General features: G+C 41.0%; 18 protein-coding genes. 16 read left to right on the top strand and 2 right to left on the bottom strand.

The window, feature by feature from the left end; genetic code table 11:
- The 12 genes from P159_RS0105390 to P159_RS0105335 all read left to right on the top strand — a co-directional run bounded on the left by P159_RS0105390 (position 1) and on the right by P159_RS0105335 (position 13,390).
- Positions 1-1,116, top strand: a complete 1,116-nt coding sequence (locus P159_RS0105390) for a hypothetical protein (protein ID WP_029542177.1) — start codon at positions 1-3, stop codon at positions 1,114-1,116.
- Positions 1,116-2,954: an AAA family ATPase gene (locus P159_RS0105385; RefSeq protein ID WP_029542175.1), complete on the top strand. Its 1,839-nt coding sequence runs from the start codon at positions 1,116-1,118 to the stop codon at positions 2,952-2,954. The genes P159_RS0105390 and P159_RS0105385 overlap by 1 nt, the downstream gene beginning before the upstream one ends.
- Positions 2,955-2,959: 5 nt before the next feature.
- Entirely contained in the window at positions 2,960-3,532 is a 573-nt protein-coding gene (locus tag P159_RS0105380) for a 4Fe-4S single cluster domain-containing protein (protein ID WP_029542173.1), read from the top strand.
- A 105-nt stretch (positions 3,533-3,637) separates the two neighbouring features.
- The gene (locus P159_RS0105375) at positions 3,638-5,521 is read left to right on the top strand and encodes an HAD-IA family hydrolase (protein ID WP_029542171.1); all 1,884 of its coding nucleotides are present in this window, start codon (positions 3,638-3,640) and stop codon (positions 5,519-5,521) included.
- Positions 5,522-5,534: 13 nt separating this feature from the next.
- A complete protein-coding gene (locus P159_RS19165) occupies positions 5,535-7,214 on the top strand; it encodes a carbamoyltransferase C-terminal domain-containing protein (protein ID WP_051650152.1) in 1,680 nt (559 codons plus the stop codon).
- Between the two features lie 3 nt (positions 7,215-7,217).
- Positions 7,218-8,390 carry a hypothetical protein gene (locus P159_RS0105365; RefSeq protein ID WP_029542167.1) on the top strand — a complete coding sequence of 391 codons (1,173 nt, stop codon included), beginning with the start codon at positions 7,218-7,220 and terminating at the stop codon, positions 8,388-8,390.
- Positions 8,380-9,591 (top strand): DUF6270 domain-containing protein, encoded by a 1,212-nt coding sequence (locus P159_RS0105360; RefSeq protein WP_029542165.1) that lies wholly within the window; start codon positions 8,380-8,382, stop codon positions 9,589-9,591. The genes P159_RS0105365 and P159_RS0105360 overlap by 11 nt, the downstream gene beginning before the upstream one ends.
- Positions 9,588-10,157: an SIS domain-containing protein gene (locus P159_RS0105355; protein ID WP_029542163.1), complete on the top strand. Its 570-nt coding sequence runs from the start codon at positions 9,588-9,590 to the stop codon at positions 10,155-10,157. Before P159_RS0105360 ends, P159_RS0105355 begins: the two co-directional genes overlap by 4 nt.
- The gene (locus tag P159_RS0105350; RefSeq protein ID WP_029542161.1) at positions 10,150-10,710 is read left to right on the top strand and encodes a histidine phosphatase family protein; all 561 of its coding nucleotides are present in this window, start codon (positions 10,150-10,152) and stop codon (positions 10,708-10,710) included. The genes P159_RS0105355 and P159_RS0105350 overlap by 8 nt, the downstream gene beginning before the upstream one ends.
- Before the next feature lies 1 nt (position 10,711).
- Positions 10,712-11,389 carry an HAD family hydrolase gene (locus P159_RS0105345; RefSeq protein ID WP_029542159.1) on the top strand — a complete coding sequence of 226 codons (678 nt, stop codon included), beginning with the start codon at positions 10,712-10,714 and terminating at the stop codon, positions 11,387-11,389.
- 89 nt (positions 11,390-11,478) lie between these two features.
- Entirely contained in the window at positions 11,479-11,982 is a 504-nt protein-coding gene (locus P159_RS0105340) for a hypothetical protein (RefSeq protein ID WP_029542157.1), read from the top strand.
- A gap of 403 nt (positions 11,983-12,385) precedes the next feature.
- Entirely contained in the window at positions 12,386-13,390 is a 1,005-nt protein-coding gene (locus P159_RS0105335) for a tyrosine-type recombinase/integrase (RefSeq protein WP_051650151.1), read from the top strand.
- 67 nt (positions 13,391-13,457) lie between these two features.
- Here the strand turns inward: P159_RS0105335 and P159_RS0105330 are convergent, their stop codons facing one another.
- Positions 13,458-14,504, bottom strand: a complete 1,047-nt coding sequence (locus P159_RS0105330; RefSeq protein WP_029542154.1) for a Fic family protein — start codon at positions 14,502-14,504, stop codon at positions 13,458-13,460.
- A gap of 329 nt (positions 14,505-14,833) precedes the next feature.
- On the opposite strand from P159_RS0105330, the gene P159_RS0105325 reads away from it, so the two are divergent.
- From P159_RS0105325 to P159_RS0105310, 4 genes are all read left to right on the top strand, one after another.
- Positions 14,834-16,162 (top strand): AAA family ATPase, encoded by a 1,329-nt coding sequence (locus P159_RS0105325; RefSeq protein WP_029542152.1) that lies wholly within the window; start codon positions 14,834-14,836, stop codon positions 16,160-16,162.
- Between the two features lie 29 nt (positions 16,163-16,191).
- A complete protein-coding gene (locus tag P159_RS0105320) occupies positions 16,192-16,395 on the top strand; it encodes a hypothetical protein (protein WP_029542150.1) in 204 nt (67 codons plus the stop codon).
- A 180-nt stretch (positions 16,396-16,575) separates the two neighbouring features.
- On the top strand, positions 16,576-17,487 hold the full coding sequence (locus P159_RS0105315) for a hypothetical protein (protein ID WP_029542147.1): 912 nt from the start codon (positions 16,576-16,578) through the stop codon (positions 17,485-17,487).
- A gap of 122 nt (positions 17,488-17,609) precedes the next feature.
- Positions 17,610-18,848 carry an IS256 family transposase gene (locus tag P159_RS0105310; protein ID WP_029542146.1) on the top strand — a complete coding sequence of 413 codons (1,239 nt, stop codon included), beginning with the start codon at positions 17,610-17,612 and terminating at the stop codon, positions 18,846-18,848.
- A gap of 276 nt (positions 18,849-19,124) precedes the next feature.
- Here P159_RS0105310 and P159_RS19160 read toward each other — a convergent pair whose 3' ends face one another.
- A complete protein-coding gene (locus P159_RS19160) occupies positions 19,125-22,013 on the bottom strand; it encodes a MobA/MobL family protein (protein WP_029542144.1) in 2,889 nt (962 codons plus the stop codon).
- Positions 22,014-22,128 lie beyond the last annotated feature (115 nt).

Raw genomic sequence — 22,128 nt, 5'->3', positions numbered from 1 at the left:
ATGAGTCAAGAAGCAGAACTCGTCTTTGCATTGGAACAGAGACGGCGTGAGGAACTTTTCCGTGCTCGAGTCAGCAATAAGACACGGGAATTTTATATGCGTTACCAAGACCAATATAATGATATGTGTTCCCAAGGTTATCTAGATTACATTCCTGAGGAAATGAGCCGTTTGGCACAGGATTTGGATACCATCGGCAATCTGCTTTCAAGTAATCCGGTGGCCGCCAGAGAAGTTAGCCAAGAGGTGGGGAGTTATATCCACAGCCTTTGGGGCCTAGGCAGGGAGGCTCGGCAAGTATTTCAGGAATCGGCTCGTATAGCTCGCCTTGAAGCCAAGCGTGAAAAGGCAACGGCGCAGAATGCAGCTATGTCTCGCTATTACGAGATACTCGGCGGTTTAGATTCGATAGTGGCCAATTTCGCCGCAGACAAATTGAACGATATCAAAAATGATATTTTGTCCGGCTCCATTGCCTCAACGCAGGAGATTGAAACAAAACTGACGGCGATTATTGAGAAAGCAAAGACGGAGGCCAACGAGTGGAAAGCAATGAAGCAAAAGGAACAGGAGAGTCGTGTAGTTGCCAAACAGATAGATGATATAAAGAAGTCTGTCGCAGCAGAGAAATTTGAGGATAACTCGAAATCAAAAGCTCTGCTGGATAAACTGGAGGAGATTAGATCGAGAGCCGCTACAGGTACGGTCAGCGTCAGGGAAGTCCAAGAGCAGATTAAGGCTGTGGCAAAAGAAACGGATGAGGCCTTGATTGATGAAGAGGAACGCCGGGAAAAAGTCAAAGCCATCTATAAATGGTTTAACGACCATGATTTCACTCTCAGCAAGCCTAAGTTGATCGACGGTGCCGTAGTAATAACGGCGCAAAGACCATCCGGCAACAAAGCTCAATTTAGGCTGACCCTTGACAACAAAGTGTGGTATCGACTTGATGGTTACGAAGGGCAAAGCTGCCTGAAAGATATTTCCTCGGCAAAGGCCGATTGGGAATCGGTATATGGAATCAAACTATCGGATGAAGTTGTCAAATGGCAGAATCCTGACCGTATTTTGCGACGACAGGGGCAAACCGATTCCAATATAGGAGGGAAAATGTAATGAGCGATATGTGGCTTGACCGACTTGAGCGGGAGATGAAACTTCGCGGAGCAGTAATCCTCTCTGGCAATACTAATGACATTATACTTAATCCTCAAAGATCTGGGCAATACACTTCAGTGGTGGATTGTGTTCGCGACATGGCCTTTAAATGCGGTTATGAACGTGTAATTATGTGGAATAGAGCGGAGGGGGGCAGTTCCTGGGAAAGGGGCGCATCCGCTCCATCCGGTCTTGAAGGCATAAAAGTTGATGAGCCGGAGGGTGGCACCGAGTATGATATGGGTCTTGGCGATGATGTCCAGCAGCCCAATACCAATAAATACGCTGAACCTAAAGAATTTTTCCCCCAGCTTCGGACATGGCTGGAAAATAAAAGCGGCGGTACAGCAGCTATCGTGGATTACTCTGATTATCTATTCGGTGATGGACGTAGCTTATCGGATGAAGAACGCAATAACATCACCAATATGATGATTGCAATTACCAAAAGCCAGGACTACGGCCTTAAATTCGTGAGCGATAATGGTAATCTGCTGGTGCTCATTGCTAAAACCACTGCTATGCTTCCCCCATCCGTGTATGTTGATAATCCTTTAGTAGCTACAATTAATGTCCCCATGCCTTCACGAGACGAGAGAGCAAAGTACGTGGAAAAGGACAAGAACCTCCTACATTTAGATCCTGGCATAGAAGATAAAACCGTCATGGATAATTTTATCGACGCTCTTGACAGCTTCAGCCTGAAAAATATCGCTCAGATTATCAAATTGTCCAATCAAATGCCGGAGCGTATGAGTTTTGAAAAACTCATAAACCTTTATCGCTACGGTGAAAAGAAAAGCCCTTGGGAGGAATTATCCTATGAGAAACTCAGAGCCACCAAGGAATTTCTTGGTCAGCGTGTCAAGGGACAGGACGAAGCCGTGCAAAAAGTGCGGGACGTTATTATCCGTGCCTATACGGGATTTGCAGGGCTTCAGCATTCCACCAAGCAAAAGAAACCGAAGGGGGCACTTTTCTTTGTAGGACCTACCGGTGTAGGTAAGACGGAATTAGCAAAGTCGTTGGCGGAGTTTGTCTTTGGCGATGAAAGCGCCTACCGCAGATTTGACATGAGCGAATATGCCCATGAGCAAAGCGACCAGCGTTTGGTAGGTGCTCCTCCAGGCTATGTGGGGTATGAAAAAGGAGGCGAACTCACCAATGCAGTCAAGGAAAAGCCCTTCTGCGTTCTCCTCTTCGATGAGATTGAAAAAGCTCACGGACGCATTATGGACAAGTTCCTACAAATTCTTGAGGACGGACGGCTGACTGACGGCAAAGGAGAGACAGTATATTTCTCCGAGACGTTTATAATCTTCACTTCAAATATTGGAGCCGCCGATGCTGATATTTCCTTGAGTGCCGAGCTAACACGAAAGCATTTCATAGATAAAGTCTCGGAGCATTTTGTAACTGAGCTTAAACGACCTGAAATTCTCAACCGTATCGGCGAAGCCAATATCGTGCCCTTCAATTTTATTCAAAATGATGATGTTTTGATAGCCATTGGAAAATCAAAATTTAAGCCAATCAGAGACTTCATAAAGGAACGATACAAGGCTGAAATTTGTTTTGAAGATGAAGATAGAGCATTTGCCGCATTAGGAAGTGGCGCAAATAAAGCCAACGGAGGACGAGGTATGCTCAATGCAATGGAGCAGAAGCTCATCAATCCTTTGTCGGACTTTGTATTTGAGAAAATGGAGAAACTCATGCGTGGTGGAAGAACAATCAAAGTGGACATCGACACAACGCCAAGAGGGGACGTTGAATTTGACTTCTCGTTGGATTAGGTACTATGGCATACTTAAATTTATCAGCGATTCGTCCGTGTACTGAAGCAGAAGGTCCGGGCAAACGTTTCGCCATATGGTGTCAGGGGTGCTTGCGACGTTGCCCGGGCTGTTGTAATCCTCATATGCAGCCGATGAAGCGTAAGCACCTCGTAGATGTTAATAAATTAATGGAGGTCATCTTAAATTCCAAAACTGAGAATGATATCGAGGGGGTGTCTTTTATAGGTGGTGAACCAATACTGCAAGCAGAAGGATTTGCTGAGCTTGCGCTTAAATGTCAAGATGCAGGACTTTCTGTATTGCTCTTTACTGGATACAAATACCAAGATTTATTGATAATGAACGATAATAGCATCGATTTGCTATTAAAAAATACTGACATTTTGGTGGACGGAGAATTTGTCGAAGCTCTTTACGATGGAAATCGAGATTGGGTTGGCTCTACCAATCAGCGTGTGATGTTCCTCAGCAATCGCTATAATGAGGGAGTAGAGTATGAGCACGGTGTACACAGTACAGAAATTAGGGTTTCGACAAATATTATTGGGATAAATGGATGGCCGATAGATATATGACGGATAAATTAATTAAGTGACTTAAATGAATGCTGACCTAAAGATGCACACTTAATTATCAAATCAATCGATTCATGTGCGTATATTATTGGGGAGAGAACTAAGATGTATAATTATGAAAATATCGCTCCCACAGAGTTAAACAGTATTGATCCATTTTATTCTCAAGAAAATAGCAGATTGCCTGTCATGGAGCTAGTAGAGAGGTTATGTGAATACGATGTAATTTCATTTGATGTTTTCGGTACGTTAATTATGCGCCCGTTTACAAGCCCTAGAGTATTATTTTCAATCATGGAAGAAAAACTAGGTATCTATAAATTTTCCAAGATAAGAGTAGATTCGGAAAATGAGGTCAGAACTGAAAAAAATCGAAAATATTCTCATGATAATGTGACAATAGATGAAATATACCACCTGATTTCGCATAAAACTAACTTGGACCCTAAAAAAACTGCACAGTTAGAATATGAATTGGAAAAACATTACTGTATAGCAAATCAATACATGAAAGAAATTGTCGATTTATGTGTTGCTTCCAAGAAAAAAATTGTCATATGCTCGGATATGTATTTGTCATCACAACAAATTGCGGAGTTACTTAAAATAAATAAGTATCCATATTTTGAAAACGTGTATGTTTCATCTGAATTAAATAAGTCAAAAAAATATGGAGATTTATTTCATTATCTAAAGCAAGTATACCAAGGGAAAAAAATCATTCATGTCGGTGATAATTATGATAGTGATGTAAAAAATGCATTAGAAGCTGGTCTTGATTCATACTATTATAGAAATGTAAATGATATTGGTGGTAGAACAAGAATTCCCAATATGTCATATATCACTAGTAGAGTTTATTCAGCTATAGTAAATAGGCACCTCTATACTAGCAATAATATGTATAGTGAGGCATATAAATTAGGATTTATTTACGGAGGTATATATGTTCTAGGATTTGTTCAATGGATAAATAATTTCGTAAATGATTTGGATATTGATAAGATATTGTTTTTATCTAGAGACGGGGATGTATACAGTAAAATGTATGATTTACTTCCTTGTCACAAACAATGGGAATACTTCTATTGGTCTCGTCTTGCTGGTATGAAAATCACTGCACTTGAAAATTTCTATGAATTTTGTCAAAGAATGATTTGGCATAAATCACGAGGCCTTTACAATATTAAAATCGAACATTTATTAGAATTCTTTGATATCGATGAATTAATATATAAACTTAAAGAATATTCACTGACAAGGGACACTTTATTAACAACTACAACCGCTCCAATTGTTGAAAAACTCTTTTATGATAATAAAACATTTATTATTGATGCTTTTCGTAAGGATATAGTAGCTACATTTGATGCTGTTAGAAATGCCGTTGGTAATTCAAAACAAATTGCTATTGTAGATGTGGGCTGGGCTGGTACCGGGCCTTTAATAATAAAAAAAATTATAAATAAATACTTAAATTTAGAATGCAAAGTATATGCGTTACTTGCTGGATATAAACAACCCATCGACAATATGGCCGCTTTATATACCATGGATAAAACAATACATTCATATCTTTTTTCATCAAATTTAAACCGAGACTTAATGGATATCCATATTAATATGGGTACGAAAAAAAACAATTTACTGCTAGAGATCTTCACCCAGTCATGTACACCATCATTCCTTGGTTATACTAGCCATGGATTATCCTTTGATCGCGAGGAAAAAGAGAATTATTCGTTAATACGAGATATTACAAAGGGCGTAACAGATTTTGTTAAACAATATATAGAATTTTTTAGTCGTGATTCATTTATATTGAATATTTCGGCCTATGATGCATATTTGCCATTTAACGAATTAAAGAATTCAAGTAAAAGAATGGATAGCATCCTTGCAAAATTGATAATTGCACGTGGTAAATTGTATGATGCAGATGATGTATCTGAAGAAACATGGTTATCTTTTCTGTATAAAAATGAATAATTAGGAGAGAGAAATGGAAACATTTGTATTAGGATTAAATATAGGAAATCATGACTCTGCGGCAGCATTGATAAGGAACGGCGAATTGATTAGTTTTATTGAGCAGGAACGTATAAGTCGCAACAAATTAGCATTAGGCGAAGCTCCGGTAGAAGCTATTATGGAATGCCTAAATAGTGCAGGTATATCAATGAATGATGTCTCTGCAATTTCCATCGGTATGGATTGGAACTATAGAAATAAAGTGTACGAAATGTCTGAGGAGGAAAAGGCGAAGTATACTATTTTTGAAGATAAGAATAGATTTTTACCAAGACATATATTTGGGGAGAAATTACCCCCGATATACCCGATTAGACACCATCTCTCACATGCAGCAAGTGCGTATAGATTGAGTGGATATAAGGAGTGTGCTATTCTAGTCGTAGATAATAGAGGAGAAGATGCATCTACGTCTCTCGGCTTAGTCAATAACAATGGAGAAATAAGTTTTTTTAAGCAAGTAAATATACAAAACTCATTGGGAATATTTTACAATAGAGCAGCTAGATATGCTGGTCTATATGGAAAGTACAGAGAAGTCGGTAAGTTCATGGGACTGGCATCATATGGTAAACCTACTATGAAGATGCCGCTTGAGCCTTCAAGAGATAAACTTCTGTTTAAATGCCTACCGAGTGTCGAAAATGAAGGAATATTCAATTCGATTAATATAAGGACTGAGCAATTAGCAAAATATTTTTTGGAAAATTGTTTTCCATATCAATCAGGCAATAATGATGAAATAATGAGTTATGCAAACTTTGCAGCTTCTGCTCAGAAGGCTTTAGAGGATGTTTTGCTAGATTTTGTTGCCGAGCTAAAGGATGTCACCACTTTTGACAGCTTGGTTATAGCTGGTGGGATTGCTTTAAACTGTTCGGCTAATGGAAAAATCGAGCAATCTGGTTTGTTTAAGAATATATTTATTCCTCCTTTTGCATCAGATGCGGGAACCGCAGTTGGGTCTGCTCTTGAATTGTATTACCAGCTGTATGGCAAACCATTTACTAATACACCGCTCGTACTATCAGGTTTAGGTATCTCGTATACAGATGATTACACAAAAATAGTTTTAAAAAACTATAATGATAAAGTAAAATACTTTTCACTTGAAGATAAAGAACTATATGATTATGTAGCCAAATTGATAGCTGAAGAAAAAATTGTTGGATGGATGCAAGGTGCTTTTGAAGCTGGCCCCAGGGCTTTAGGTTATCGTAGTATATTGGCTGATCCAAGAAATAGACGTAGTTTAATAAAATTAAATACAATTAAACAAAGAGAAATGTGGCGCCCAATCGCACCGAGTATTATGATTGAAAAATATACCGAGTATTTTGATGGTCAACCTGAATCAAAATACTTCATGAATGTAGCAGCAATGGTTAAAGAGAATAAGCGTAGGGATATTGCTGCTACTGTTCATGTTGATAATACTGCACGGCCGCAGGCAGTTACTCCCGCACAAATTAGATATTATTCCCTATTAAATGCTTTTTATAAATTAACAGGTGTTCCCGTTTTATGCAACACATCTTTTAATAATCGTGGTGAACCTCTGGTGAATACACCTAAGGATGCTATTGAGTGCTTTTTGAAAATGAACTTAGATGTTTTAGTGATAGGTAATTTGATAATTGAAAAAGGATGAGTTATGTTTGTATTTAATTGTGAAAATATTATAGATTATGATGACTATGTCATCTTTCTTACTTCGTTGAAAAATGATTTTAATGCTAAGAAGAAAATTCTTTTCGACAATTACAACATCATTAGTGATATCGTGCTTCCAAACAAGGAATACTACTTTGAATTTAGAGATATGTACCGTGATTTAAGGCAGTATGTTATAAAGACTGTGCTAAGTAAATTCCGCGCATTTTTACCTGATAAATGTTTGATATATGAGTTTGGCAGTCTTACAAAGCACACGGATCGTATAGAGAGCGATACCGATTTGACTATTTGTTATGACGAAAAGAAAAAGGAGATATATGAGAATGTTGAGGAACTAATTAACTATTCGATAATTAATATTTTTGAACATCCTATTGATCATATACACGGTAAATTCCAACATTATCCGATAACACATGAATATGATTATTTATCGGAAAGCGACAATCTGTATATACTAAAATTTGATAATGGCAACATCCAATATAAGTGTCGGCAGGAGTCACTTAGTGAAAATATAATGAGCATAAAAAATGTTAGAAACTATGATGCTTTGATTGAAGGCTATGAAGAGAAATATAAACTGCGTTGTAATATTGACTGTTTATATTCCATTGAGATTTTAGAAAATACAACTCCACATGATTTTTTGGGTGATTTATCAAATTTGGAAATACAAAATGACATTTTCTTAGATTACAAGTATTATCAGCATATTTATTATTTTGATGGAGAGGTAGAGGTATCATACTTAAAAAGAGCATTTAAAGATACAATAGTATCAATGTATATTATGATTTCTTTTCTTCGCAGAAAACTTGATTGGCTAAGCGGATATTCCATGAATATGAATGATGTTTTTTACAGCCGTGTACTCTGCGAATATTTTGGAGAAAAATATATAGAGGATTTAAGAAAAAATTTCATAAACATGATTTTCTACTGGGACAAAATAGAATTATTATTAAAGAGAATAAATATTCCGTTGAGTACTAAATGTCATCTAATGTTTTCAACTAAAGAATTAGATGATATGTTATATAACGAATATCACATAGATAATATGACTTTCCAGATAATCGATTCAATTAACAGTTTAAGTAATATAGTTTCAAGAGGCTGGGAGCTGATTAATAAAAATGATGTTTGATGTACAAATCCAAGGTATTGAATTTAATTCTGAAGAACTTATGCTTCGATTTTCTGGATTTGAAAAAATTGAGGGATGGCTTGAAGATGTCAATAAGCACTATCCATATATTTTTTCTTTGTTTGTTGATAATACAAAGAAAATTATAATGACGAAGATATCTACTCTGCTAAGATTTTTTGAACAGTTTCCGAATCATGAGTTCAAACTTTCTATTTGCAACAAAAGCAAGAGAATATTTTATTCAATTTCTGATAAGATTTATAACGTAGATATAAATAATATTATTGTTTTTGTTGTTGAAAACAGTATACATTTTTCTGTAAAGTACAATGTATATAAAAGTGCTGTATATACAGAAAAGAAAATGTTAGAGTTTCAACACATAAACAAGCCTTTCTTTGAGGATGTTAAAAACTTGCCTATTAATGTTTTATGCATAAGTTCATGCTTTAGTAGGAGCATATTTAAATCCGATTCTTTCTTCAATCCATCGTACAAACAGTATTTTTCCGTGAGGAAAACTTTATTTCATAATTCTTTCATTTCTCTTTTATCTGCTCCAATTAAATACGATTATTTAAATATAGACGATTTGATAACTGGAGATGCTGGAAAGTATGTAAATGTAGAATTTAATAAGGACTTAAAAAAAATTCTAGAATCTTACAACTGCCAATTAATCGTTGTTGATAATTATATAGATGCAACTTGCCCAGTCATAAAGTTTCAAGATAACAGTTACTTGACTTATAATAAATATTTTTCAGAGTCCATTTTTAAGCGTTTTTTCTCTTCGTGCAAAGTTATATATCCAGGCTCAAAAGAACATTTACATCTATATAAGAAAAGTGTTAAAAAATTTCATTCACTTTTATCGGTATTTAAAATAAGGAATATTGTTTTGGTTGGGGGTAGACTCTGTAAATATAAAATTGATACTGATACACAAACTACAACTGTATGGAATGACAAGATGGAGTGGATATCAGATACTAATTGTGCATGGGATTATGTAGATCAGGCTTTTCTGCGAGAATTTTCATCTGCAATATATTTAGATAAGAGAAAAACAAATTGGAAAAGTGATATTAACACTCCATTAATTGGCGGTGCTTCACCATCTCATTATCAAAGTGGCTACTATAAAGAAATGTTTAGTGAACTTTTAAGCTTTATATGTGGGGATGATAAAATATGAAGTATATAAATATACTAAAGACATATGTTAATATTGTGGTAGGATCTTGCCAAAATATTAATCACGATAACATTTTGAAAATCTGCGATGTTTTCAATTCCACAAACGATGTCGGTGGCAGGATTTATATTTGTGGTAATGGAGGTTCGGCATCTACTGCTTCACATTTTCAAAATGATTTAAATATGGCATTTTCCCTTTCTAAAGGTACGATGCCAGCAATTTGTTTAGCCGATAATTTGTCTATGTTAACAGCTATATCTAACGATATTTCGTATGATGATGTGTATGTACATCAATTGAAATTTATGTTGAAGCCTTCTGATATATTTATTGCCATATCATGTAGTGGAAACTCAATGAATATTTTAAAAGCAGCAGAATTTGTTAAGCAAAGAGGAAATACCATTGTTTCTCTAGTTGGATTCGATGGTGGTAAACTAAAACAACTATCAAACTACTCACTCCATGTAAATGTTAATAATATGCAAATTTCAGAGGATATGCATTTAATGTTTTGCCATATGATTTCGACACTAATAAGAGAAAGGTACACCAATGATTGATATTGAGCAGTTTAATAGTGGCAATCGGATATGTGCATTTATAAGGCATGGAGAGAAGGATGTAGAAAAATTTTCTTTAACGGATATAGGAAGAAAGAATGTTATAAATTTTAGCAAATTACTTCTCGCTTTACAAAAGCCAATATTGATTTACACAAGCCCTGAGGATAGATGTATCGAGACAGCAACGATTGTTTCTTCTACCATTGGAAATAATAAATATGATTATATAACGTCAAATTATTTGGGCAAACCTGGTATCCAAGTAAAAAATGAAATCGAATATGCAAAATTAACAAATTTAATGAAATGTAGAGAGATTTTCGCTGAATGGAAAACCGGAATGCATTATGATGCTATGTATAATCCTACTACAATAAGAACCAAAATCCTTGATTTTTTTACATGCACTTCTATCAACAACGGCATTACACTTTATATTAGTCAGTCTGGAACAATTGCTTGTACCGGTTATTCTTTAGGATTAGTAGATTATATGGTCTCGGATAGGGAATGGGTTGATTATCTTGACGGTTACATATTGAGGTTATAAAATGTCTATTATTGTATTTGATCTAGTCGGCACATTATTGACTAATGAAAAAAATAACTACAATGTGGCACTTAAATGGTTAGCAAATAATTATTTTCAAAATAAATACAGTGATTTACTGAATGCTTCTTCCATATTTAAATCTAAATATTTGGCAGAACGAGGTCGTTCATATGTAGAAACATCTTTCTTTGAACAATTAAGTTTTTTTGAAGAGTTAATGCAAGTTAGAATAACTGGTGATTTTAAATATATAGAAGAACAATTTGTTAAGATTTGTCGTAACGAAAAATTGATGACTGGTGCTAATGAATTATTAGATTTTCTTCACGAGAAAGGTCATCCTATGTTTGTGCTGACAAACAGTCTTTTTTCAGGAGATAGTTTGAAGCAATATTTAAGTTTGCTTAGGATAGGTAGGTATTTTAAAAAAATTTACTCAAGTGCTGACATAGGATTTCGTAAACCGTCAAAGAATGTATTTAACTTCGTTATAAACGATATAAATAAATCATTCTCAGATAAAATAATCTATGTTGGTGATTCTTACGAGAAGGATTATTTAGGTGCATGTAAATGTGGATTATTCCCAATTTTAATATCAAAAAACACGGATGCTTTTATTTGTTCTTTTAATGATTTAAATTCATTATTGAATTGTTTCAAAGGAATGAAGTGATTAAATTACTGGTTAAGGCTAAATTGTAAAAATTATTTTACGCACGAAGATATATGACTATTTATATGTGGGGAAATGAGGAATTATAAATGTATTTCGGTAAAAGAATTATTATTTCAAAGCCTGAGGATATAGCTGATGAGTATAATAAATTATCACAAGATGATTTACGCGCTGCTATTGCACTAGAAAATAGTGGCTTATATAATCAAGCTGGCTATTATTACTTTCAATCTATGGAAAAACGGATAAAGTATCATATTGCAAAAAGAACTAATATTATTAATGACTATTTTGCCGAATCTATAAGAAAAACAATAGGTCATTCTTTGAATCATTCGATTGATTTACTACTTGAAATTTATTCGGGGAATGATCAAATTAAGCGTAAACAATTGAAAGACATGATGGATCAACATGTCTTTATGAATACTGATTTTTCCATAATGAATAATAAATTTCGCTATCCTTCATATAGTAGATTCCATCAAAACTATACAATGATTAAACTCTCAGCAGAGGATTGTAGAAATTTAAATGCGATGCAGGAACGACTAGATAAATATTTAATAGAAATGGATTTACATCACTAATCAAATAGTACAAATTATCCATGTAAGATATAGATATTAATTTAAAATTGATTGACTTTGAATACTTTGATAACTAAATTTGAGATTTTTAGTACATATCTTATTAAAAACGACCTCTCAGAATCGCCTGTATGCCACGATAGCCACTCTTTGCATATATACTATCGCATAAAATCTAAAACCGCTCACAGAGGCTGTTAGACGGCTCAAACCAGGTCTGTGGATTTCACAGTTTCAAATGAGCATAAAAGCACACCTTATGACTGTTTTCGTAGGTGTAGAATTTTTTGTAAATTTAGTATTGCTAATTCCAGAAAGCCACATTAAAATATAATTAGACACAACTCGAGCATTCTCCCTTAATAATATAAATTATCTGATATCTAAGGAAGGAGGGACGCCCGTGTCTGATAACAATTTGACTATAGCAACTAAAGACTTATCCCAAACTTTGGACATCCAGCAGATTACCCCGGAGTATTTCATTGCACATTACCCGGAGTTCATCCAGAGGGTCATTGCCAAAGGCAATCCGTCTTCCGATACTATGCGGCACTACTGCAACCAGATTGACTTCTTCATCCGCTGGTGTCTGGCCAATCAGCGGAACCCACTGGCCCTGAATGAATATCAGTTACTTATGTACCGGGAGTTCTTGCTGAATCGGCAATACAAGGCAGAAAGCATCAAAGTCATGCTTATAGCTGTCCGGGCTTTCTATGCTGCAGCCAGGAAACTGGAGCTTATCCGGGTCAATCCGGCTGCCGAGGTTGAAGCACCCACCGCCTCCAGCAGCAGCGATGCCCTGCTACACTTCTATACTCCCCAGCAGATGAACGAAATAGTCCATGTCTTCGATGAAGATAAGGATCCTTTTACCAGATACAGAAATAAACTCATTCTATTTCTGATGGGGGTGGAAGGACTGCGAAACATTGAGGTTCACCGGGCCTGCGTGGAAGATGTCAACTGGGAGGCCAGGGCCATCATGATCCGGGGCAAGGGACACAAGGGCAGACTGGAGCCTATCTACCCCTGTGACGAAACCTTTGCCGTTCTGGAGGAATATCTGAAGGCCATCCCCACAGACCGGGAAATAAAGAAGGACGGCGTACTTACGCCGCTGATACTTTCTTCATCTAATAGGAATCTGCTGGGGCGTATCTCCAGGAACGGCCTCCGCTCCATCATGAACAAGGCACTGGATGCTTGTGACCTGAAGCATCCAGGCTACTCCTGCCATGTCTTCCGCCACAGTTGCGGCACTAACCTTTACCATGAAACCAAGGATTTGCGACTGGTGCAGGATGTGCTCCGCCACCGGGATCCCAAAATAACAGCCCGGTATGCCCATGTTGCTGACCGACTAGATAAGAGATACACCTCCAAGCTGGTTCCTCATGACTAAATCCAGATACGGTTAATTCTAAATTGAAGGCGATGCCGCTTGGCATCGCCTTCATTGTCAAAGGAAATCATTTCAGATGTATATAACGGGTTGAACGTCCTGTTCCTTCCCTGCCCAGATACCCTTCCTCAACCAACTTTCGTAGTGCCCCTTCTACCGAGCTTACGCTTAAGGAGGGGCACAGTTCTCTGATATCCTGCTTGGAAAAGCGTCCCAGCTTCTGCATAGATGCTTTCCTAACCATTTCCAGTGCAGGGAGTTTTTTCTCTACGATGGCGAAGCGGTCTTCAAAGTCCCTGTAAGCAGCCACTATGGTACCCAAAAGATATTTGATAAAAGGAACAACATTTTCGCACTCTTCATGCCAGCCGTGCTGAGACTGCCCCAGTGCATCATAATATGCATCTTTGTGCTTGGCTATTTTAGCTTCCAAAGATATATACTTCCCAACGTAAAAACCGCTGCGATACAAGAGAAGGGTGGTCAGCAACCTGCTCATACGGCCATTGCCATCATTGAAAGGGTGTATGCAGAGGAAATCATGGATAAAGATGGGGATGGCAATAAGTGGTTCTACCTCTGCATTGCCAATCACACGATTATACTCTGCACAGATTTTGTCCAATGCTTCCGGCGTCTCAAAAGGGGCCAGCGGGGTGAATAATATTTCCGTATGCCCGTCAGGATAAGTAGCACTGATGTAATTCTGCACATTTTTGGTACGGCCACCCATAGAATTCCCCATATTGCTATACATGATTTTATGCAGCTGCAGGATGAAGTTCTGTGTGATGGGGATGGCATCGAAACTCTCGTGTATAATATTCAGCACATCACGATAGCCAGCTATTTCCTGCTCGTCACGGTTCCTCGGCGTGGTTTTATCCTCCACCAGCTGACGGATGCGTGTGCTGGTTGTCACAATGCCCTCAATGGCATTTGATGCCTCTGTACTCTGTATTTTGGCTATCTCTACCAGTTTTTCCAGTTCCTCTGGCCTTTGCTTCAGATAAAGCTCCTGTTTTCCAGCTTCTTTGTAGATGGCAGCAATATAGCCAAGAATTTCTGAATCCCAGGTCATTTCTTTGATGTTTGTATAATTGAACTGACGCATACCCTTATCACCTCTATTTTCCCTTATATTATAGCCATTTTTAAGGGAAAAGTAAATCTTTAAGGGTATAACCGGCATGTGTTAGCCAAAAATGCGGTTTCTCCCGTGAGACGTACCTGCAGCCACTGCTGGATGCAGGACTTAGACCACTCAGCAGAAGCCAACGCTGCTGTACGCCTCCCAAAAGAACAGAAAAGATTTACCTATTTTGCGGTGTCAGACCATTTAAGATTTAGCTATTTTGCATAGATTCTCTATAATAGATTTGCCTATTTTGCAGTATTGGGCTATAATTGAATTACATATTTTGCAAAAAGGCTGGTGATGATGTGTTTAAGCGTAAGATATATCGTGAGCTTCAGCAGTGGAAGGACACACGAGCAGGGAAGACTGCATTGCTGGTGGAAGGCCAGCGGCGTGTGGGCAAGTCCACTGTGGTAGAAGAATTTGCCAAACAAGCATACAAAAGCTACATACTGATTGATTTTTCCACCTGTTCCCAAGAGATACGCGGCCTGTTCAATGACATATCCGATTTGGATTTCTTCTTCCTGCAGCTGCAGCTGCTGACCAATGTACGCCTTGAAGAAAGAAACTCTGTCATCATCTTCGATGAGGTACAGCTTTTCCCCTTGGCACGTCAGGCCATCAAAAGCCTTGTCAAAGATCACCGCTATGACTACATAGAGACCGGCTCCTTGATTTCCATCAAGAAAAATGTCAAGGATATACTAATCCCCAGCGAAGAGCAGCGTATATATATGTACCCCATGGATTTCGAAGAATTTCTTTGGGCAATAGGGGACGATGTGACTGTCCCCATGCTGGATCTTCTGTTCAGCAAGCAGAAACCGGCAGGTGACGGGGCACACAGGAAAATCATGCGCAACCTGCGGCTCTATATGCTCATCGGTGGTATGCCGCAAGCTGTAGAAACCTATCTGCAGGAAAATAATTTTGAATCCGTAGACCAAGTCAAACGTGAAATACTTCAGCTCTATGAGGATGATTTCTACAAGATTGACCCCACAGGCCGCCTTTCCCAGCTCTTCGATGCCATCCCTGCCCAGCTGAACAGGAATGCTTCCCGCTATACCGTATCCAACGTCATACCTGCTCTGAGGCCGGGCAGTTCGCTGAATCTCATTGCCGAACTGATTGATTCCAGAACAGCCTTAGCAGCTTATCATACCAGCCAGCCTTCGGCTGATATGGCCTCATACAAAGACCTGACCAAATTCAAGCTCTTCCTCTCCGATACCGGCCTTTTCACCACACTGATGTTCAAGAACAAGGCTTTTACCGAAAACGACATCTACAAGAAACTCCTGAGTGACAAGATTTCAGCCAATCTGGGGTATCTGTTTGAAAATCTCACAGCCCAGATGCTGGCAGCCAAAGGGTATGAGCTGTACTACCATACCTTCTCCAGCAAAGACAAAGGAACCAATTATGAAATAGATTTCCTCATCGCCAAAAGCAACAAGGTAGTACCGATAGAGGTAAAGTCCTCCAATTACAAACGTCACGCCTCTTTAGATGCCTTTTGTCAGAAGTATTCTGCCCAAATTGCTGAGAAATATATCCTCTACACTAAGGATTTCCAGAAAGAGCAGGATATACGCCTATTGCCCATTTATATGTCCCCCTTCATTTGAAGCCAGAAAACAAGGAGGAATACAGATACATGAAAGATTACGAGCAACAGGACTGCCAGCTTTTCAACACCGGCAGGTTCAATGATATTGTCTATGCCTATTTTGTCATGGCCGCCAGACAGGCGAAAACACACAATGAGCAGGTAGTCCCCCTCCTGGCCGCTCTGGAGGATGTGCTGCACACCATGTCAGCAGAAGAGGCGTTGGAGCGATTTAGAGGCGGCATTCGTTAGTAAAATTGCATATAAAAGAGAAATGAATGCAAGCGAGGCTATGCCTCGCTTTTTTGTTGCCTATGTACTGCTGATGACAGACTGGGCATGATTTCGCTTTAATCGGCTTGTGTGTTATATTAGATTATTGTATAATGTGTTATAACTATTTATGAAACTTTAAATGAGGGGGGCGACAACATGGAAGAAGAGAAGTCAAAGGAAAAGTTCATCGTCAGGTCTGTGCGAGGGCCGCAGGAGGCTTTTGACCTGTTGAAGCAGATGAGCGATGATGGCTTTGAGAACCAAGGGGAGGCTCTGGAATATCTGGTCAACCTCTATAACATCGAGGAAGGGCGCAAGAAGACAGGGCGAGAGACTGAAATTGATGAATTCCGCAAGCACGTCAACCGCATTATGGATATGTATTTGGCCTCATTGGCTCTGTGCTCTGATGCCGAAGAACGCATCAGGGAAGGTTTTATTATCCGCATGGAGAATCAAGAGCAAGAGATTAAACGTCTGCGAGATTTGTGCTCCGAGCGTAAGGAAATGATAGAAGCTGTGCAGAAGGAACTTGAGGACAGGCAGACGAAGATAGATGCTCAGGCGGAAGCATTAGCCAAAGCAAAAGAAGAGCGTGATGCTGCTGTCAGTGACCATGATGAGCGTGAGGCCACCATTCGCAAACAGATGAATATTATTGACCAGCACATCAGTGAGCTGGCAGAGAGTCAGCGGCACCTTAAGGAGCTGGCCAAGGACAAGGAGAATCAGGCTGTTGAGATTGCCAAACTTGGGGAGCAGATAGCGTCTTTGAAGGCCAAGCTGGAAAATCTTGATGATTACAAGCAGAGGCTGACCAAGGCGAATGATGATTTGCAGGTGGCACAAGACCGTGCATCTGAGCTGCGTGAGAAGCTGGCCGATGCCAAAGTTAAGCTTGAAGCGGCGATGAAAGACAAGGAGAATGCTGTCCGTGAAGCTGAGATAGAGGCGGCCAGGAAAGCAACTAACAAGATTGAGGAGCAGCAGGAGCGTTATAGCAAGCTTCAGGGACGCTATGAAGCTTTGGAGGAACGTCTGCGCCGGGCCGAAAGGCAGATAAAGTAAGACAGTAAAATGGCGCAATAAAAAGGTCAGGCAATTTTGGACTGCCTGACTGAGTCTATCCCAGATTTTGTGTAAACCTCCCAAGTGATGTAAAATGAGAACATCACTTGGGAGGTATTCTTATGAGCAGAAAATCACGCACCCCAGAAGAGCAGGCTCGCCGGGAGAAGATTCGGGCACTGTTGCAAGAAAGCAACGTCACCAGCATGGAGGACATCCAGAACTTGTTCAAGGAAACCATAGCTGAGTTCATGGAGAATGGCCTTGAGGCAGAGCTGGATGGCTCCCTTGGCTACGGTAAATATGACTACAAGAACAAGGAGACGGACAACAGCCGTAACGGTCACAGCCACAAGAATCTCCGCACCAGCTTTGGCGATGTTGAGATTTCAGTCCCCCGTGATCGCAAAGGCGAATTTGAGCCGCAGCTCGTCAAGAAGAATCAGACCAGCATCAGCCAGGACATTGAGGATAAGATAGTTTCCATGTATGCCAAGGGCATGTCTACCAGCGATATAGAAAGCCACATTCAGGATATCTATGGCCTTTCTGTTTCAGATACGACCATCAGCCGCATAACGGACAAGGTGCTTCCTCTCGCCAGGGAATGGCAGCAGCGGCCTCTGGAAAGCCTGTATGCCGTGGTATTTATGGATGCTATCCATTACCATGTGCGTAGTGAAGGCCAGATCGTCAAGAAAGCCGTCTACATTGCCATTGGCATCAACCTTGAGGGCCACAAGGACGTATTGGGCATGTGGGTAGGCGAAAACGAGAGTGCCAAATTCTGGGCCGGTGTTCTGAACAGCATGAGGAACCGTGGCGTAGAAGACATCCTCATTGCCTGTACCGACAACCTCACGGGCTTTTCCGCTGCAATAGAGGCAGTGTTTCCCAAGACAGAGGTGCAGAACTGCATAATCCACCAGCTCCGCAATTCCAGCAAGTACGTGAGCTACAAGGATTTGAAGGAGCTTATGGCTGACCTGAAAGAGGTTTACGCCGCTCCTGATGAAGGTTCTGCCACGGCAGCGCTGGAGCGTTTCTCCGACAGGTGGGACAAGAAATACCCCAAGATTTCCCAGTCCTGGCGCGACAACTGGGCGAATCTCAGCACCTATTTCAAGTACCCGCCTGAACTCAGGCGGCTTATCTATACCACCAATACCATAGAAGGTTTCAACCGCCAGCTCCGTAAGGTGACGAAGTCCAAGTCCGTATTCCCGACAGATGACAGTCTGCTGAAAATGCTCTATCTTGCCATGATAGATATAACGAAGAAATGGACAGGCCGTCGCCAGGATTGGAGCATCATCCATGCCCAGCTGGCAGTATACTTTGAAGACAGACTTCCGGAATAAAAAAACTGCACGTTCAAGGATTTCTTGACGTGCAGAGAGAAATATGTTTTGTATTAGCGACAAGGGCTTAAGCCTATTGGCTTAATAACAATTTTACATCACGATATGGAGTTTACACAGAATTTGGGACAGCCTCGCCTGACTTTTTATTGATGGCGATTTATATTTAATTATGAATCGCCGTAAATCCTCTCTAGTCGAGTTTTTCAACACGCCCTGAATGTAATAAATATATTATATTTCAACTTATCTCATTTCCGTTTGGAAATGGGATTTTTAATACCTATCAATGGTAGCCATGTCATTTCGCAAGTCATCCTTTTCGGCCTCACTGAGCCACTTCCACTCATCCGGCTCATCTGGTTTTGACCTTGCCACCAGCTGGGCTTCCTTGGCTCCGCCGGAAAGTGCTTTGCTGATGAGGTCTGCATCACGTGATGGCGTGGGGTAGCTGGCACCGCCACCACCGCCTCCTGAGGGAGGTGATGGTGGTGCTGCACGGAATTTGTTTCCCGCCTCCAGCGGTGCCCTTGCCTCTACACGCTGGGATTGATACTTGGTCTGCCGGATAGAATCTTTGAGCTGCCTGTGCTTGGAACTCAGCTCGTTGTACTCTTTGGCTATAGGAGCATTTTTGCGAAGTATGCCGGCGGCTATGGCTTCGATTTTTGACCGGCCAACTGCCGTGTTACAACGTGCTTCCAGTTCCTGCTCACGGCGGTCAATTTCCCTCCATGCTTTTTGGCGGTCTTCCGGGGATAGCCTGTCTTCTCGTTTTTTCAGTTCCCGCTTATCGGCTCTCAGCTGTTTGAAAGCCCCCTGCACATAGTTGTTTTTGGCCATTTCCATGGCTCTGGGGTAGCTGATTACCCGCTTTTTCATGTGGTAAAGCTCTTTGGCCAGCCGTTTTTCGACAGCTTCCTGTCTTGCCAGACTAGCTTTGAGGATGCTGGCCACTTCCTCGGCAGAGTACGCCCGGTTCTTTTGTCTAACAGCAAAATAGTCCTTGATATGCTTATCCAAGGCCTTGAGTTTGCTGGCCATGTTCCGCTGGAGCTTCCTGATTTCTGCCTTGGCCAGACGGCTGTCATTCACATAAAAGGCTGCCCGCTTCAAAATGCTGGCCTTGTTGTGTGGCAGGTTCAGCCGCTGGAACACGGGGCGTATGTCGGCAGCAGCCTGATGGATTTTGAGGTCAATCTTGTCCAGCTCCTTGTCGATTTCCGGGCAAAGCTTGAGGTACGCTTCCAAGGCTTCTGCATTATCCCCCGGTGGCTCTATCATGCGGCTTTTGAGGATTTCCCATTCTCGTTTTTCCCTGCCATAGCGTTTCAAGTCCTGCCAGAGTTCCTTTTCCTCGGTGGTCATGGCATCAAGGGAGGCCATTTCTATAGCCCTGGGTGCCCAGACGGTGATGTCGTAAACGGCCACCATGTCTTTCTTCATAGCTTGGATTTTCTGCTTCTCTTCCATGAAGTATGCCCGCTCATCCGCATCCTCGATGTCAGGCTCATAAGCAAAGATTGCCTCCTGCTTCTGCTGCAGATCTTGGGATTTTTCCTCCATGGTGTCTCTGTCTATGGCATCCTGAAGCATCAGCCGGGATATAAGGTCTTTCTCTCGCTGGTGATTATTCTCTCTCAGCTGCTTCTGCTTCTTCACCACTTGGCTGTCGGCCTTCATCAGTTCCACAGGACCCACATACTCTTCCGGCATTTTATGAAGCAGGTCAGCCAGAAAGTAATTTCCGCTGGCCAAGGCTTCTTCTCTCTGTGCCTTGAGTGTGCGGTGATCAACCCGGAGATTCACGCCATTCCGCTCCAGGGCCTCATTCTGTATGACAGCGTAGTCTTTCCTCAGCCTCATAAGGTATTTCCGGCGGTCTTTGGAGTTCCACTTCCACGATTTGGCGCAGCCTCCTTTTTCCGGGTCCTTGGGATTTGCCCTGCTGAAGAAAAGCTCTGGTGGCCGTTCCTGCCGCCGTTCCACTTCGTCAATCTCCCTTGGGGAGAACATGATATGCACATGAGGCTGACGCTCGCCGTTACTCATGGCTCCCACCTTGTCATGGATGGCATAGGCATAGTAGAAGTCCTGCAAATGCTTCTGCACGAACTCTTCCACTATCTTCTTGTTTTCCTCCAGCCCCAGCTCGTTGGGAAGAGAAAAGACAATCTCCTTGTACCTCTCCCCGTTGGCACGCTCGTTCTTGTCTGCCTCATGGAAAAACCGTTTAGCATTTCCCTTTGCCCAGTTGGGCAGATGATTAGCCGTATAGAGGCAGCCTCCCCTTTTCTTGAAAATGGATTCCCGGTTGATGTACTGCACATGGCTGGATGCGTAGATGGCATCATTGTGTTTCTGGAAGTTCGCCATGATGTCATTTACGGTCTTGTCGATTACGCTTCTTCTTGCCCGTAGACTGTACCATCGCAGATGCGAAGTGGATTCTCGGCATTTGTTGAGCAGGTGATTATCCTCATCACGAGACAGTAGCAGCTGGCTTCTTCCTTCTGGGCGTACCATATTGCATTGGGGCAAGTGAGGCAAGCTGAATCCTCTTTTGGCCAGAGCTTCGAGGGTATCGAGTTTAGCGTGAGGCTCTGGGATTGGCATTTCACCTCTGCCTCGTCCTGTTTGTTTTCTGGGGTCAGCAATTCTTCTACTGATGTACTTTCCCCCTGCTGCTCTAAAATCTCGTTCGTCATTTTCGTAATCCTCCTTCATGATGGCCATGACCTTATTCTGGTATTCCTCGCTCCAAGTCACCGGCACCTCCAGCTTGACTGCCGTGGCCATGGCTTTATTGACAAAGCTGCTTCTGCCTTTCAGCTCCAGCTCGTCCCCGTAGATTTTCCTGGCTATCTCTATCCCCATGGCTATGGTTTCTTCGCTGAGGGTGGATTGCCGCATGAAGCGAACGCCGGTCTTGTCCACAAGGATTTTTCCATAGGGGCTGCTGTAGAGCAGTATTCCGCTTTTCGGCAGATTCTCTATAGGGTGCTTGCCGGTAATCAAGTTGTTGTAGGATAGGGTTTCCAGCTCTTCCTGCCCTAAGTCGGCAAATCTGCCCTCTCGCTGGATGTATTCGCAGTGTGTAGTCGCACTGGTATGACCTCCGCTGTGGCGTTTGTCTGACTTTATCTCAAAACGGTAGTTTGCCATTCCAATCCTCCTTCAGCCAACGGCAGTTCAATGAGCGCCAGCGAATGGCAAAAGGGAAGCCCTGCGGGTCTGTCCCGTCTTAGCATCGAAGAAAGTGATTTCCTCGATGCCGGTC

The organism is Selenomonas sp. AB3002, assembly GCF_000702545.1.
Lineage (GTDB): Bacteria > Bacillota > Negativicutes > Selenomonadales > Selenomonadaceae > Selenomonas_B > Selenomonas_B ruminantium_A.
This window is presented reverse-complemented; position numbering and strand designations above follow the sequence as displayed.